Origin of the sequence: Paenibacillus sp. FSL K6-3182, from assembly GCF_037976325.1 — a bacterium.
Taxonomy (GTDB): domain Bacteria; phylum Bacillota; class Bacilli; order Paenibacillales; family Paenibacillaceae; genus Pristimantibacillus.
Map to the genome: position 1 here is coordinate 7030405 of NZ_CP150265.1, position 15380 is coordinate 7045784.

At 45.6% G+C, this 15380-nt stretch carries 13 protein-coding genes and 1 riboswitch; of the genes, 1 reads left to right on the forward strand and 12 read right to left on the reverse strand.

What is annotated here, in order from left to right:
* Nucleotides 1-66: 66 nt before the first annotated feature.
* From MHH56_RS30765 to MHH56_RS30805, 9 genes are all read right to left on the reverse strand, one after another.
* Nucleotides 67-633, reverse strand: a complete 567-nt coding sequence (locus MHH56_RS30765) for a DUF6470 family protein (protein ID WP_339205360.1) — start codon at nucleotides 631-633, stop codon at nucleotides 67-69.
* A 12-nt stretch (nucleotides 634-645) separates the two neighbouring features.
* Nucleotides 646-1617 carry a flagellar hook-associated protein FlgL gene (gene flgL, locus MHH56_RS30770; protein WP_339205361.1) on the reverse strand — a complete coding sequence of 324 codons (972 nt, stop codon included), beginning with the start codon at nucleotides 1615-1617 and terminating at the stop codon, nucleotides 646-648.
* A gap of 18 nt (nucleotides 1618-1635) precedes the next feature.
* Nucleotides 1636-3195 (reverse strand): flagellar hook-associated protein FlgK, encoded by a 1560-nt coding sequence (gene flgK / locus MHH56_RS30775; RefSeq protein ID WP_339205362.1) that lies wholly within the window; start codon nucleotides 3193-3195, stop codon nucleotides 1636-1638.
* A gap of 19 nt (nucleotides 3196-3214) precedes the next feature.
* Nucleotides 3215-3718, reverse strand: coding sequence for a flagellar protein FlgN (locus MHH56_RS30780; RefSeq protein ID WP_076266198.1), 504 nt, complete (start codon nucleotides 3716-3718; stop codon nucleotides 3215-3217).
* A gap of 8 nt (nucleotides 3719-3726) precedes the next feature.
* Nucleotides 3727-3993 (reverse strand): flagellar biosynthesis anti-sigma factor FlgM, encoded by a 267-nt coding sequence (gene flgM / locus MHH56_RS30785; protein ID WP_339205363.1) that lies wholly within the window; start codon nucleotides 3991-3993, stop codon nucleotides 3727-3729.
* Nucleotides 3994-4101: 108 nt separating this feature from the next.
* Entirely contained in the window at nucleotides 4102-4518 is a 417-nt protein-coding gene (locus tag MHH56_RS30790; protein ID WP_339205364.1) for a TIGR03826 family flagellar region protein, read from the reverse strand.
* A 114-nt stretch (nucleotides 4519-4632) separates the two neighbouring features.
* Nucleotides 4633-5517 (reverse strand): ComF family protein, encoded by an 885-nt coding sequence (locus tag MHH56_RS30795; RefSeq protein WP_339205365.1) that lies wholly within the window; start codon nucleotides 5515-5517, stop codon nucleotides 4633-4635.
* On the reverse strand, nucleotides 5514-7757 hold the full coding sequence (locus MHH56_RS30800; protein ID WP_339205366.1) for a helicase-related protein: 2244 nt from the start codon (nucleotides 7755-7757) through the stop codon (nucleotides 5514-5516). The genes MHH56_RS30795 and MHH56_RS30800 overlap by 4 nt, the downstream gene beginning before the upstream one ends.
* A gap of 195 nt (nucleotides 7758-7952) precedes the next feature.
* The gene (locus MHH56_RS30805) at nucleotides 7953-8414 is read right to left on the reverse strand and encodes a hypothetical protein (protein WP_339205367.1); all 462 of its coding nucleotides are present in this window, start codon (nucleotides 8412-8414) and stop codon (nucleotides 7953-7955) included.
* A 245-nt stretch (nucleotides 8415-8659) separates the two neighbouring features.
* Nucleotides 8660-8741, forward strand: a riboswitch (cyclic di-GMP riboswitch).
* 90 nt (nucleotides 8742-8831) lie between these two features.
* On the opposite strand from MHH56_RS30805, the gene MHH56_RS30810 reads away from it, so the two are divergent.
* Nucleotides 8832-10352: a SpaA isopeptide-forming pilin-related protein gene (locus tag MHH56_RS30810; RefSeq protein ID WP_339205368.1), complete on the forward strand. Its 1521-nt coding sequence runs from the start codon at nucleotides 8832-8834 to the stop codon at nucleotides 10350-10352.
* 165 nt (nucleotides 10353-10517) lie between these two features.
* On the opposite strand, the gene MHH56_RS30815 is transcribed toward MHH56_RS30810, so the two are convergent.
* The 3 genes from MHH56_RS30815 to MHH56_RS30825 all read right to left on the reverse strand — a co-directional run bounded on the left by MHH56_RS30815 (nucleotide 10518) and on the right by MHH56_RS30825 (nucleotide 15196).
* Nucleotides 10518-11222 (reverse strand): response regulator transcription factor, encoded by a 705-nt coding sequence (locus MHH56_RS30815; RefSeq protein WP_339205369.1) that lies wholly within the window; start codon nucleotides 11220-11222, stop codon nucleotides 10518-10520.
* Nucleotides 11223-11253: 31 nt separating this feature from the next.
* On the reverse strand, nucleotides 11254-12414 hold the full coding sequence (locus MHH56_RS30820) for a sensor histidine kinase (RefSeq protein WP_339205370.1): 1161 nt from the start codon (nucleotides 12412-12414) through the stop codon (nucleotides 11254-11256).
* Nucleotides 12415-12490: 76 nt separating this feature from the next.
* Nucleotides 12491-15196: a stalk domain-containing protein gene (locus tag MHH56_RS30825; RefSeq protein ID WP_339205371.1), complete on the reverse strand. Its 2706-nt coding sequence runs from the start codon at nucleotides 15194-15196 to the stop codon at nucleotides 12491-12493.
* Nucleotides 15197-15380 lie beyond the last annotated feature (184 nt).

Below are 15380 nucleotides of genomic sequence, written 5' to 3' on the forward strand. Positions count from 1 at the left end.
AAAAATAAAAACTATAGACCCTATGCGTTTTACGCAATTGATCCATAGTTTTAACATTAACGATCTCTAAATAAGTTGGTCAATTTGTGGTGGTATAATCTCCACTTTAGGATATTGACTCATATAAATATCTAACTTGCCGCGCTCATATTCAATAATGGGCTTGTTCACCTGCACGTTATAATTCACTCTGCCAGGAGTCGTATCAATAGTCAGTTCACCAGGTATATATTCAATATCAATATTATCATAGGAAGCTTCCCCGACAAAATCAAACTCAGGAAATGTTCTTTGCCACTCCCTCGCCATCTCTGCTATCGGATTCCCTCCCAAATGAATCGATGCCATCTGATCGCCCTTCTGCACAATACGTGCAATGCCCTTTAAAGCGATATCGGAAGCCATTGAATATATTCTACTCATCGTCTCTAAATTGTTTCCAAGCGCTAAAGCGTCATATACGCGATCCTGATTAATTTCGAGCCTTCCTTTTGTCGTCTGAAAATGCTGTTCCGGGCGAATTTGTTCCATCTCAATTGTAGGAGCTGGCTGCTCAATTCGTTGTTTTCCCAAATCAGCATCGATAAAAAGAGCTGCATCCTGCGTACGTATCTGAATCTGAGGAATTTGCATGTTAAACTCCACCTATCTCAAGAAATCAACCAAGCTTGGACGTATAAGCTGTGCTCCTACAGATAGGGAAGCTTGGTACACGTTTTCCTCTGTCTTCATATTCGTAATCACTTCTGACATATCTGCATCTTCCGTTTTTGCTTGTATCGTTTTTAAATTGATTTCGATATCCGCAAGTCTATTTTGAATGATATCAACTCGATTGACCTTTGCTCCGACTTCAGCTCTCTTCGAAAGCATCGTATTCATACGAGTCTCTACCTGACTAATTAGTGCGGAAATTCCTTTTTGATCACTTGAACCCAACATATCATGTGCACGTTGAAGCAATAAGAACACGTTGTCGCTGCTTTCAATCTCTGCTTGAGTTGCATTTGGAGATATCGCGTTACCAAAAACTTCATTACCCGTTATATTTATTCCCAATTTCATACCCGCGGATAGTTCATATTTAATGGAACCAGTATCTGAGCTAACTTGATATGCCTTTAACAAAGGCGGATCAGCTACTAAATCCACTTTTCCGTCTGCACCCAGCGTCGGATAAGGTTTTTCACCCGTCAATTCCCCATTAAATACTTGTTTACCGTTAAATTGACTATTACCAATTTCCACCATTTGATTGTACATCTGTGATATTTCGACTTTTATCGCGTCAAGGCTTGTTTGTTCGAGCGTGCCGTTTGCGCCCTTAACTAACAATTCCCTAAAACGCTGCATAATATCTCCCGCTTGACCTATAGACGTGTCCGTATATTCCATCATCGATAACGCAGAGCTTACATTTTCGGAGTATTGAGTGTTAGAATCTATCTCACTCCTGTATCTAAGAGCAAAAGTAATACCAACCGGATCGTCGGAGGGCTTATTGATCTTCATACCCGTGGAAAGCTGGTTTTGTAGGTTGTTCATACGCCCCATATTGTTCGATATATTACGAAGCAACTGTGTATTCATCATCGATTGTGTTACGCGAAATGACATCCCTTACACCTCCATGTTTTACAGACCTACACGGCCCATCCCATTAATAACTTTATCTAAAATTTCATCAATCATCGTCATATTTCGAGCAGCTGCATTGTATGCATGCTGGAACTTAATCATGTTGGACATTTCTTCATCTAGCGAAACTCCGCTAACCGATTGTCTGCGGGATTCAACTTGGTCGACGATAATTTGTTGATTCGATTGCATACGAGTGGCTTCCGCAGCTTGTACACCTAACTGGCCCACAACAGAACGGAAATAAGCATCCACCGTGTTTTTATTTTCACCTGTCCCCGCGTCGAAGTCGAAACGAGTATCTCTCATTTGTGAGAAAAGGACGGCCAAGGAGTTGTTGCCGCTAATGACAGACTCTGAACCATCTGCATTCGTAGCTACTCGCATAGATGTCGCAATCAAGTTAGAATTTGCAACAATTGCAGGATTAAGCGTGATGTTGCCGGCATTCAATCCAGCAGTACTGCCGTTTGCATCTGTAAAGAAAGGCAAGCCCGCTTCTTGTCCAGCCAACGAGTATCCAAGCTGATGCAAACCATTCAAACCTTTTACCGTTACTTTTGTATCTTCGTTCAGTGTACGATTTGTGCCTGTATAGGTTACGTTATTCAGTACTGTTCCTTCTGGCAAAACAGATCCTTTAGGCAGCGTAACCTCAAACTCGCCATTCGCCATCGTTTGAACGAGATTATTAAGTTCTCCGATGTACCCATCGACGTAATGATCTCTTGCATATATCGTTCCATAAATAGCACCGCTATTTAAATCACCATTAGCAACCGCTGTAGTAATTGCTGCTGAATCCAGAGAAGCAGTAGCTGTTCCTTGCACCAGCTCCGTACCGCCCATCGTAATGCGGTATCCGCTCTCTTGGTCTTCTACGCGAATATTGATTAATCCCGAAAGCTGATCTGTAATCAGGTCACGCTGATCCCTCAAATCATTTGCGTTATCACCCAAGCTCTCAACCCGTCTAATCTCGCCATTTAACTGGGCGATGCTTGTTGTAATCGAGTTAACCGTATTTAAGTTAATCTCTACATTTTCCGTCAAATCAGCTTTTAAATCGCTGAGCTGCTTAGCAGTGTAATTAAAAGAATCCACAAGTGCCATCGTTTGTTCCATAACGACTTTGCGGCCATCCGCATTCTCAGGGTTTTTGCTGAGGTCTGACCACGAATTCCAAAAATTCGAGATCACCGTTCTAAGGCCCGTGTCGCTTGGTTCATTAACGATACCCTCTAATTTAGATAGCGTGTCGAGCTGAACTGAGAAATTACCAAGTGATTTATATTCATTGCGATACTGATTATCCAGAAACTTCTCTCTAATCCGAGTGATGGAAGACGCCTCAACACCTGTACCAAGCTGACCAGCTGCTGTTGATTTGGAGAAACCAACCGCGTCTATCGGTCTTGATGCAGTCATGTTCACCACTTGGCGTGAGTAGCCTGCCGTATTCGCGTTTGAAATGTTGTGTCCAGTTGTATTCAGAGCAGACTGAGTGGTAAATAAGCTGCGCCTTGCCGTTTCTAAGCCATGAAAAGTGGATGCCATCGTATATTGTCCTCTCTTGTTACGTTTTCATATTAAAGCGGCCATTACGATTTAAGGCCATGCCTTGAACAGCACGATGATAGGTCGCTTCTTCCTCAGTCGGACCAAGCAGCAAATCTTGCGTAAAATGCAAATGCTCCAGAGTCATCCTTACGAGCTGTTGATTGAATTCGTTAATATCTTGAAGTTTCTTAAGTGCTGCCGACAGCTCATTCCATATCGCCTGAAGCTGCTGCTTCTCATTCGCTTGGTATACAGCTTGTATGAGCTTCTCCATTTTGAACGAACGATGGGCAGTCAGCTTCTGATCAAGCATATATTTCCCTATCAAAAAGATACGCTGCTGCTCCAGATCCATGATCCGCTGAAGACTCTTCTTCTCTTTGCTGGAAATATACGAGAGCGTCTCTACTTGGTTCACAGTAATAGCCGACGTCTTCGCGTTGCCGTATTCAATAAGCTGCAGGTGCTCGTCTAAAAGCTCTTGCAAAATCACGATGATTTGCTGGATGTACTCATTCATTTAGAGGATTACTCCTTCAGGAAGGGAAGCAGCTTCTCGGCTATCTTGCCAGCTTCCACATGATAGTTGCCTGTTGCTACCGAACGCTTCAGCTGCTCAATATGTTCTGTTCTGTCCGCTCCGCTTGCTTTGCTTGTCGATAGCAATTCCTTAGCTGCAGCAGAGATTTGGACTTCGTCCTTCTGCTTAGCCTTGTCTGTCCCGCCTACTCTGGACTCCGAATGCTTCTGGTATGGATTAAGTGCTCCGATACGATTCGTCTCATTTATTTTCATTGTTTACCCACCTCATTATTTACAGGAACTAAAAAAGCCGATTACCTTTACAAGTATTATCGGCTTCAGTCAAGTGAAATTTTATAGTCTTCAAAATATTAACTTAAATCATTTATCATTGTATCTCTCTAAGCCTTTATAAACACCCGTTTGCTTGTAAGCACTTTTTAAATCTTCTTTTCGCGATATGTCTTGGAACATCTGCTTCTTGTCCTTCTCAATTCGATTGCGACAATTGTCGCAAAGTTGATTATCACGAATTAGAGTTCCGCAAGATTCACAGGGGTATGACATATTAGGTGCATTCATAATGGAGATGCGTCCCTCGCGTATGAACTTCGTAATTTGTTTAATCGAAACACCCGTAGCATCAGATACCTCAGTAATAATTGAGCCTCTAAATTCACGCAAATAGTTTGCACAAAGCTCATATTCTTTATCAATTTCTCGCATGCATGCCGGGCACACGTCTCTAAAGTTTTTTGCAAAAAGCTTACCGCAGCGAGGACAATTATCTAGGTTCATCGCTCTGAGCCCTCCTTTTTTTGTAAAACCATACTAGCTATTAGTTACATTCTAATCGATAGCACTAACTTTTTCACTATGAATCTAATTATTAGATCTATCAGCCTAGCTGGATTATGAACGAGCCCATGTCAAAATATAGATATCGAGCGGAAGCTCCACATAACGGTGCAGAGCCTTAGAGCAGGCTTCTGCCGTGCTTCCAGTTGTGTAGATATCATCGATTAAAAGTATACGAATAGCTCTATCGTTTAGATGCTTTTTGCTATGGGATTCAGAGGCTAATAAGCTCAAATTGTTCGTATTCACTTCAAAAAGAGATTGTGTATCGCGCATTCTTTCGGAGCGCGTTTTGAAGCTCTGCTTCTCTGAATGTCGCGAACGAATGAGCAATTCCATAAGCGGCAGCTGAAAACGCCTCGCGATATGGCTGGCGAGCTGCTCCGCTTGGTTGAACCCCCGATCAGCTGCTCGTTCTTCACTTACAGGAACGTAGGTAACAGCGTCCCAGCAGTCTGCTATTGATATTTTTGGTTTACGACTGCTGCTGCTTGCCACGATAAACTGTTGAATGATTTCCATGGTCATCGCCTCGAATGGAGGCAGAAGCATATCCCCGAGCAAAGGAGCAAGCTGCTCATTGCCCCTATATTTGTACAAGGCGAGCATGGCTCGCATGGCTTGATTATAATGAACCGCGCTGCGGTTGCATATGAATGCGCCATGCGGACGACGTATGCAGTCTTCGCATGGGATGCCGCGCCCGCATCTACGACAGGCGATGTGGGTCAGCCATGGTATTGCGGAGAGGCACGCTCCGCAAAGGGATTTACGAAGCTGGGTCGTCAGCTTCGCGTGGTTGTAGCTGCTCGCGCTGCGAGCCTCGCTTTGTGGTTTGCCGCATAGGAGACATGCGGCAGACGTTGGAGCGAGCAGCTGCGCGGATGTGGTGAAAGCGGATTGCAGACGCTGCAGCCATGCTCTTGGCGAGACGTTCATTTTGGCGAGCCTCCTTTGGGAGTGGGGAGCAAGTAACCTTGCTTGCGAGCCATGCGGTTCATCGTTTGAATATGGCGTACCGCCTGCAGCTGTGGTCGATTGCGATCATGGCTGCAAAAGTACACACGACCGAATGGATCATCCGCAGAGCGGCCTGCTCTTCCAGCCATTTGAACCAGTGAAGCCTCGTCAAATAACCTTCCATCTGCGTCGAGAATATAGACATCGCTTTTAGGAATCGTTACGCCTCTCTCTAAAATGGTAGTTGTGACTAGTACTCTTATATCCCGCGAGCGAAAATGCTGAACCTTCTCTGTTCGTTCTTCATCCTGTGAAGAGGTTGCCCCAACAGCAGCATGTGAAAGAGCAGCACGCAATAAAGCCGCCATAGGCTCGGTTTGAGCAATTTGCTGCACGAATACAAACAGCTGAGCGTCTCGATCAAGGGATGACCGCATGGCTGCTAAGAGCTTTGACGGCAGCTTGCGGTGCTGGAGCATCTGCTTTACTGTAGGCGTTTGTAGAAGCTTGGGCACTGGAAGAGGATGACGATGATAACGAACAGGTACTCTTGCATGAGGCAGCTTCCCTCGTTTTGCTGCTCTTTGCAGCTCACTAGGCGGCGTAGCGGACAGCAGCAAGCGAGCAGCACCTGGCGCACAACTTTTGTCTGCTGCAAAATGCAGCAGTGGATCGCCCGCAAAAGGAAACGCATCTAGTTCATCAACTACAACGAGATCAAAGCCTTGATAAAACCGCATCAGCTGATGCGTTGTCGCAAGTGTAATATCTCCACTTTCCCAGCGCTGCTCACTACCGCCGTATAATGTTACGACTGAAGCTTTAGGAAAAGCTTTCCGAATACGCGGGTCAAGCTCGATCACCACGTCACGGCGCGGTGTGGCAATAAGTGCCTTTCCGCCGCGCAGCAGGACAGACTCCACAAGCGGAAAAATCATCTCCGTTTTGCCCGCTCCTGTTACAGCCCAAAGAAGAAACTCTCTCATCTGGCGCTGCTTGTCCCGCTTTGACAATGCCGCATCTATCGGCGGCTCTTCCACAAACTGCAGCGCCTTGGCTGCTGCAGCTGTCTGCGCAGGGCTAAGCCCCCATTTATCAAGCCGCTGTTCATACGTCAGCGGCCTCAACCCCTTACCAGAGCCGCGAACCGTCGTCTCTGCCCAGTTCAACCCCGCGCGCTGCCCCGTAATAAGCAGCTCACATTCCCGGCTTCGCCCCATCCCAATGCACGCCATGCAGTAGGCGCAGTGCCTCCCGCACGCTGCACATGCCGTGCGGTGCATTTGCGCCTCGCCGCTCCCGCAGCGCAAACAGCTGCGCTCCCGCCTTCGGCGCCCCAAAGCGTCCAATCGCCCGCCACCCACGGCGGCGATTGATCCGCTCAGGCGCACCTGCCCGAGCAGCGAAGCAAGCTGGAGCAATTCTCTCCAGCTTGACGCGGCACCGGGACAGCTTGCGCTAGACAACAGGGCGTGCGCCTCGCTTCGCAAAAGCGCACGTCCCTGCAGCATACCCGCGGCAAGCTTCGCTCCTGCCGCGATCGCTCCCAGCTCTCCAGCGCTATAAACTCGCGCTTCCTCGCCACCCACACGCTTAGCGCTGCTACGCTTTTCACCATTATTCGCAAGCGCTGCTCCTCCGATTTCCCCAACCACAGCGCCCCTTACCTTCTCCCACCTCTCCACTAAACCAAAAAGCCTCTCTATCGCCAACGCTCCTTTCCGCTTCCCTCGACTACCCAAAAAGCGCCAACGCCCCCCCAAACTAATCTTGCCATTATGAACTGCTTGCTCTACTCCACCACTGTATTTCCGATAATTTCTCTCCAGCTCGCTAGATTTCTGATTACTACTATTCAACCCGCCAGTTGCTTCATCTTCACCTGCCTCATCAGCTCTTGCTTCCTCCGCACATGCGGCCAACAGCTCAATCGCCTCATGATCAGCATTTCGTCCTCCTTCATTCAAGCTTTTACTCGCACCGTTTCTGCCGCCACTGCCATGTTTTATAGCCGCATTCCAAAGCTCCACTGCAACGCACGCATCCCCGAGCGGCACTTCTTCTTTTAGCAGCCATCCCTCCTCTGCGATCTCGTTGTTCAAGAATCCTGCTTCACCAAACGCTCCATGCATCCAGAAGTATTTATCCACCATTGCCTTGATAGTCAGTCGAGCCTGCCAGCAGCCTTTCACTTTCACAACATACAATTGTGCCTTCATCTCTATTCGCTCCCTCGACACTTTATAGAACTGACTTCATTATTCATCTGTTAAGTTAACTACGGCCTCTCCCTTCCCTGACAAAAGGAGAATGGTGTTGGCAAGCACGGTAAACAAAAAAAAAGCACACCCAACAACGCATTTGCGTTATTGAGTGTGCTTCACTCCGACTATTTCATTACCGTAGAGTATATACTAAAATGGCATTTTCGACAAATCTGTCGGATTTTGCAAATCAATTAGCACCGCATGATCGGAAAGCGACACAACTCCTTCTGCCTGGAGCAGCCATAGCAGCTGAGTTCCATCCACACCCTCTGTTTGAGAGCGCTTACCGTCTTCGCTTCCAGACAACGGATTAGATCCATTAGAGTGAATCCTGACCTCATCGCCCCTTCTAGCTAATCGTTCAACAATAGCCAGTGTCTCCTCTGTAACTCCTTGATCTACGATGGTCAAACGAACGTTTTTCCCCATTCGCCGAGAGAAAGAAAACAGTGAACGTACATACCATTCCATATTGTTTTGCTGGACATCAGCAACGAGCACATAATGCTTGCTGGATTGCTGGCGCCCTCGCCAAATTCGATACGCCAGATGCACCGACAATGCAGCCAAAGCATAACAGCCAATAACAAGAAGTAGAAGTTCAAACATGGCGGCCACCTCCTCTTTGTGACACTATATGCCATGAAGAGCCCACTGGTTCCGCAATCAAGGGACAAGGTGACAAAATGTGTGTTATGCCAAAAATATATCCTGCTTTATGCTGATTATTAGTCATTTTCTGACAAAGAAACACCCTTGAGCAATTTCCAATACATGTTATCATTTTAATATGAAAGCATGCATATCTAACTGGTGCACGCATATAGAAAGGGAGAGTGGATTTTCACAATCAAAATAACTAGGGAAGCGATGAAGTATAATCTACAATTGGACACTTGGATTATATGGAGCTAGTAGTGTAACCGGCCCTCTTGGAACCCCACTACGTATCTAAGAGGAGAGTGAAAGATGCGTTATTTTAGGAAAAAAATCAGTTTAGCCCTGGCTCTGTTATTAATTTTTTCGTTGTCGCTTAGTTCCCTTGCCATGGCGGAAGGTGATAGCAATCAAAGTACGAATGCTGCGGCACTCGGAGATGAGAATAGCTGTCCACAGTATTCATCGGATCGCAAGGATGTCATTGCCACGCATTCCAATATCGTAGTCAATAATAACGGAACAGCTACCGCTACGTTCCAGACGCTAAAAGATTGTGTTAGAGTCAGCTTCTCCGGCTATGAAGGCCCTGCTGACTGGGCACCTGGACCCGGCGATACAACCATTCCATACAACAAGCAAACATTTTTTGAGGGACAGTCTATTATATATCCAAAAGCAGGTACTTACTCCGTTACGATTAACATTCCAAGATGCTTGCCTTATCAATTAGATATCTATAGCGGAGATTTAATTAAGACATTGGGTCCCGGCGCTCACGGTGACAAAATTTTAGCATGGAATCTAAAGCTTTCGAACAGCTGTACGGGCAATATCATCATCAACAAATTTTTAAATAATGTCGAAGGGGCTCCTCATGTCGGCATTACCTTCGAGCTTTGGAAAGACGGTAAATTATTCAAAAGCGGCGTTACCAATAGTGACGGTATTTTGCAATTCAACGAATTGCCTATCGGCACCTACACATTAAAAGAATTAACCTTAGATGGCTTTACCACCGATTTAGTGGCTACCCAGCAGATCGTAGTAACCACAGATAACTCTGTGCGAAAAGCAGTTATCAATACGGCTAAGCTCAAACTTGAAACGGCCTGCTCCGCCGACCCGAATAAAACAAGAGCTTGGAAAGTAACCAATGAGAGTAACATTGAGGTTTCTTATTCATGGGAAATTCCAAATTCCACTCAAACAGGAAACGGTGTAATTCCTGGAAAAGGTTCCGTAAGCTTTTCAACAAATACGGAGCTCGTCAACCCAACTGATCCACAAGCTGTACCTAATACGCTGAAGATCCATTGGGGCAAGGAGAAAGAGCTTTCACTTGTGAACGCAGGCGAAACCTGCTTTACGCCTACTCCAACACCATCATCGACACCTACTGCTACTCCAACTTCTACACCGGAGACTACGCCTACAGTTACACCAACTTCTACACCTGAGAGCACGCCTACAGCTACACCAACTCCTACACCTGAGAGCACGCCTACAGCTACACCAACTCCTACACCTGAGAATACACCTACCACTACACCAATTTCCACACCTGTGATCACACCTAACTCGACACCTGCTATCACGCCTAGCAGCACACCTACTGCTACAACTACGGTAACGACAACACCTACATCGTCACCTGAAGCAACACCAATCGTCGAAATTGATGATGAAGATCCACCTGTTGGAGGAGTTAATGAAGGTGGGGAAGGCGAGCCGCCAATCGATCCTGTTGTTGCTGTAGATGAAGATCAAGTCCCGCTTGCTACTTTGCCAAAAACAGGCGAAAGCAGTCCGGTTCCTTATTATCTCATCGGGGCATTTGCCCTTTCAGCGGGATTCATTTCTCTTCGCAGACAAAAACAAAGAAAATAGTTAAGATTGTATGTTTCACCACGCACTCTTAGGCTGGTTTTATACAGCTTAGGAGTGTTTTTCTTTTACACAACTATTGCAAGGCAACTTTATATGCAAACAAAAAACCCCGCATCAAACGATACGGGGTTTTGTTCGATATGTAAGTAATGATCAAAAAGGCTACTACAGGGTAACCCATCCATATTTGATCGATTGGATAACAGCTTGCGTACGGTCATCAACTTCCATCTTTTGCAAAATACTGCTCACATGGTTTTTAACCGTCTTTTCGCTAATGAATAAAAACTCTCCAATGAGCTTATTGCTCTTGCCCTCTGCCATAAGCCTTAAAACCTCTGCCTCACGGCGTGTTAATGGGCTCTCATCGCCAGCAACGAACTTAACTCCCGGTTCCTGAGCAGCTGCAGCACCTGAGACAATTCCCATCTCATCCAAATACGTCATACGGCGAAGCTGGTTAATGAGCTTGCCTGTCACTTTAGGATGAATATAGGCATGACCTTGGACAACGGAACGAATGGCGTTAATTAGCGATTCTGCCTCCATATCCTTCAGAAGGTAACCTGTAGCCCCTTTACGAAGGGTTTCGAATACATAGCTCTCATCGTCGTGGATAGATAAAATGATAACCTTAACATCAGGAAACATACTTTTTAATCGTTCAGTCGTCACGACACCGTTCTCTATAGGCATATTAATATCCATCAGGACAATCTCAGGAATGGTATGATTGCAAAACTCCAAAACTTGAATGCCGTCACCACACTCGCCGATAACTTCAAGATCGTCTTCCATATTTAGAATCCGCTTAAGTCCTTCACGAAACAGCTGGTGGTCATCCGCAAGTAAAATTTTGATTGTATTCATATTGCTTGCAGCTCTTTGGATCATCATCATCTTACTCCTTTCTAGATTCGGCAGTAGTAGGTATATCTATTATAATTTTCGTCCCTCTACCGGGATTTGAGTCTATATCCATCCTTCCCTCTATTAGCTCAATGCGTTCTCTCATCCCTACCAATCCAAAATGTGCGTTTCGAGTAGCATCCTGCTCGATTAAATCGCTGTTAAATCCAACGCCGTTGTCTTGAATTACGAGTGAAATATGCTGTGGCTGATAGTTAATCTCGAGCATTACATGTGAAGCGCTCGCATGTTTTAGCGCATTGGTAAAAGCTTCCTGAACTAAGCGGTATATCGCCGCTTCCATTGCAGAGGGCATCCGAGCTTCTTTACCTATAAGCTCGAATATGGTATGTATTTTTGTTTTCTCTTCAAAATCCTGAGTGAATTTTCGAAGAGTCGGCACAAGCCCCAAATCATCCAACGCCATCGGGCGCAAATTAAATATAATTTTGCGAATTTCCTCAAGGCCGGAGCGCACTTGTCCTTTTAAATCTACTAATTCTTCCTGCACCATCACAAATTCCTGCTTGATTAGCATACGTTCTGCAATTTCTGTTCGAAGAACGATATTTGCGAGTGATTGCGCTGGACCATCATGGATTTCTCGAGCGATCCGTTTACGCTCTTCCTCTTGCGCCAAAATAATTTTCAATCCCAGCAGCTGCCTGGTTTTGGCAGACTCAAGAATACGAGTAACCTGATTAAGATCACCCGATAAATATTCAAGTACGACATTTATTTGCGAAGCAATCGTTTCAGCACGCTCGATTGAATTTTCTACATTTCGAACACGTTTTTGCAGATCGTCTCGACGTGCTTTTAAGTAGGATTCCTTCTCGCGGTACACCATCAAATCCAGCTGGATTTGTGTAGCCTTTTCATAAGCAGACTTAATGTCATCTTCCTTGTAGCGTACGAAATCTCGGCTCACTTCTGTCAGCCTTATACGCGCACGGCGATAGTCTTGCTCCAGCTGATCAACCTTGTCAATTGTCTTCACCGTTTCTTGAAGGACAATTTCAAGCTCCTGCTCGAGTGATTCTAGCTCCGTACGCGCGGATTCACATATTTCATAAATCTGGTATTTGCTGTCTTCCATCACTTCGATTGCGTTTTTAATGACTCGATTTATATCGACTGTAAGGTGGTCCACTGTAGATCGGCAACCTTTCTATATTAAAGGTTAATCTACTCTATCATACCACAGATTGGATATATTTCGTCCATCGTTAATCGATGGTAATCTTTTTCGCTTTCCCGTCATACCCGACCTTTAGGCCTAGTTTCTCTGAAAATAAACGGACCGGAATGAGCGTCCGATTATTACGAACGATAGGCGTAATATCTGACGATTGCAGTGCGCCATTTAAAATTAGATCCTTTTTGCCAAGTGTCATTTCCATCAGCTTATTGCCGCGAAGAACGGTGACTTGTCCCGTTTTTCCGTCAAATAACAGCTTCGCTCCCATAGCATCGGATACGAACCGGACAGGTACAAATGTCGTTCCATTCAAAACGATGGGTGCTGAATCAAGTGTAATTGCTTTTCCATTAACCGTCGCAGCTGATTTGCCTACAGTCATTACGACCTTAGTTTGTGAATCAACCGTTACGGAAGGCGGATATTGAAGCTTCATATTATCTAGTCCAATAGAACCTGTTGCAGAACGCTCATCCTGCCCTTCGGCGATCGTCACAACGTAAATTCTTTTTAGTTTAACAGGGAATTTCATCCCGACAGAGGATAAATTCATCTTCACATTCTTCCAGCCGCTCCAATCAAGCTGTTTTGCAAGATCGACAAGATGTGCTTTGCCATCCGCATCAAGGAACTCTGCGCGCACCCAGTTCAGGCTGTTATCGCCATAAAGATCAACCGTCATGGAAGTAGGTGAACCCTCAATCGCACGACCGTTTGTATTAAATACTACATACGATGCCTTAGTTCCGGTACCGTTTGTGAAATCATAATCCAGCTTTAATGCTTTCGAAGAAGCTTGTCCTTGGAAATCGGATACTAAGCTTACGCTTCCTGTGGTTGTCGCAGGCGTGACTTGTGATGTAATGGGGTAGGTCGATTTTTCAAAATCCTCAAAGGTGCTCACTGCTTCCCCTTGTGTGAATGGAATCATTGTCGGAAAACCATCATAACGAGCAATGGCATACCCGGTGCTTGTACCTGCGTTAACCGACTGAACAGTTAGGTTGTCGCCACTTCTAGACGCGGTAAATCCAACAAACTCCCACTTCACGGAGTCGGCGCTAAGCTTATATGAATTTCCGTTTTTCAGCTTTACAGTAAGCGGAACAGAAATCGTTGCTCCCTTTGCCAGCACACCGGCACTCGTATCAATGGAGAGCGATGCAATTTGGTCCTGTCCAATCACTTCAATTTCTTGTTTGGTAGAGATCGCTCCTGATTTCACAGTGAGATTCGTTTTACCCGCCTTTGTGGCAGTGAATTCATTGCCTTTGAACGTGCCAATGGCTTTCTCGGTACTCCATACGGCAGATGAATTGTCTACTTCAAACGGGTTATAGTACGTGTCATAGCCTTTTAATGAATACGACGATTTTTGACCGATAAACATAACATTAGCGCCGCTCACAGAAATGCCTTTCAGCGAACCTGCTGGAGCAGTTGTGAATACGCCTATGCCGTTTGCAACACTTCTTTGGGTGGTGCCGTATTGCGTAGGATGCGACAGCTTCAAATCATTTGTTCCCAGTGGACGCTCGATCATCGTTGTAGAACCGCCGCCATCCAGATTGACGCCTTTATATACGCCCAGCTGCAGCATAATTTGCTGAAGCTCCTTCAAGTTTACACCCGTATTCCCGCCGCTGCGCTCACTCGTGATCAGATATACTTTAGTGCCATCCTGTGAATAGCCAACCGCTGAACGAGATGTATAGGAAGAGCCGCTTACTCCTGTAATATCACGTGAGAATGGAGCTACTGCGCCCGCATTGACTAATAGCGTATGACCGCCTGCCATCATTTCAAATGAGTTCGGATCAACCTTCGCTCCTGTCGTTTGCGAAACGAGCGCATAATCCGCATTGATCGTTTGCCCAACCTGTAAATGCTCCTTCACATAATTAGCAGCAAGGCCATGCGACCGGAGTATGTATCCATCAGCAGGTGCTTGACCTGCGATTGCTTTATCGATTGAAATCTCCTCAATTACGCCATTGCGAACTAATACTTCGGTAGGCGTGGAGCCTGAGTTTTTCGGGCGTTCTGTGCCGCCCCAAGCACTTGTATAGATATACATCATATTGACATGGCTATAATTTGAGCCCGTTGTCTCCGGAATATAAGCAGATTGGTTAAGCCCTTCCAGCGGGAAGGTAGAGCCATCTGCTGCCGTTACTTGGCCATTGAAGCTATAGTTGTCAATCATCGGTTTGCGGTCTTTAGAAACCGAGAATGCGTACATCCCCTTCAGCTTTGCAGGACTAGACATAAACATGCCGCTTGCGATTTGCCCTCCAAGCGGGGCACCCTCATTACCCATTACGAATACGTCTGCATTAATGCCAGCTACGGCTCCGTTTTCTTTTGTCATATTAAGTATTGTATTTAATTGACCTATGCTATTATTTTTTCCACTCATCGCATTTATGGATACGTAGGGATTTGTAAGATCGATTTCAATGACATGCACATCGGTTTGCACCTTTGAGCTGCCGCGCGTCGTTTGGAATACGTAGTCAAGGCGCTTAGCACCTGCTGTGATAAATGATTGTTGTGATAGCTTAAGCGTAGGGTCAGCAGCAGCCTCTGCTGATTGAATGACTGCCGTCTGCCAGCTGCTAGGCAAGATTGAAGCTAAAGGCTGTACTAGCAGTGCTCCACCTAATACGACGATTATAACCCGTTTTCCTAAGCCTTCTGACTGCCGATCTATGATTTTTTGAAACTTACTCATTAGATTTACAACTCTCCCATCCATTAATCTATTAGTTATAGACTACAAGAGTAGTAGAAAAGTTACGCATGATAGAAGACTGCTATCGCTTTCTATAGGGTGATAGATATCAGCTATGTACATCGTGGAAATGAATGACATAAAAAAAGCAGCTCGCCGTTTGGGCGAGCTGCTCTGCTTTGGT

What these genes read in the sequence shown, in the direction of transcription:
- MHH56_RS30765 (WP_339205360.1), bottom strand. Translation starts at nt 633, where the DNA reads ATGCAAATTCCTCAGATTCAGATACGTACGCAGGATGCAGCTCTTTTT.
- flgL (WP_339205361.1), bottom strand. Translation starts at nt 1,617, where the DNA reads ATGTCATTTCGCGTAACACAATCGATGATGAATACACAGTTGCTTCGT.
- flgK (WP_339205362.1), bottom strand. Translation starts at nt 3,195, where the DNA reads ATGGCATCCACTTTTCATGGCTTAGAAACGGCAAGGCGCAGCTTATTT.
- MHH56_RS30780 (WP_076266198.1), bottom strand. Translation starts at nt 3,718, where the DNA reads ATGAATGAGTACATCCAGCAAATCATCGTGATTTTGCAAGAGCTTTTA.
- flgM (WP_339205363.1), bottom strand. Translation starts at nt 3,993, where the DNA reads ATGAAAATAAATGAGACGAATCGTATCGGAGCACTTAATCCATACCAG.
- MHH56_RS30790 (WP_339205364.1), bottom strand. Translation starts at nt 4,518, where the DNA reads ATGAACCTAGATAATTGTCCTCGCTGCGGTAAGCTTTTTGCAAAAAAC.
- MHH56_RS30795 (WP_339205365.1), bottom strand. Translation starts at nt 5,517, where the DNA reads ATGAACGTCTCGCCAAGAGCATGGCTGCAGCGTCTGCAATCCGCTTTC.
- MHH56_RS30800 (WP_339205366.1), bottom strand. Translation starts at nt 7,757, where the DNA reads ATGAAGGCACAATTGTATGTTGTGAAAGTGAAAGGCTGCTGGCAGGCT.
- MHH56_RS30805 (WP_339205367.1), bottom strand. Translation starts at nt 8,414, where the DNA reads ATGTTTGAACTTCTACTTCTTGTTATTGGCTGTTATGCTTTGGCTGCA.
- MHH56_RS30815 (WP_339205369.1), bottom strand. Translation starts at nt 11,222, where the DNA reads ATGAATACAATCAAAATTTTACTTGCGGATGACCACCAGCTGTTTCGT.
- MHH56_RS30825 (WP_339205371.1), bottom strand. Translation starts at nt 15,196, where the DNA reads ATGAGTAAGTTTCAAAAAATCATAGATCGGCAGTCAGAAGGCTTAGGA.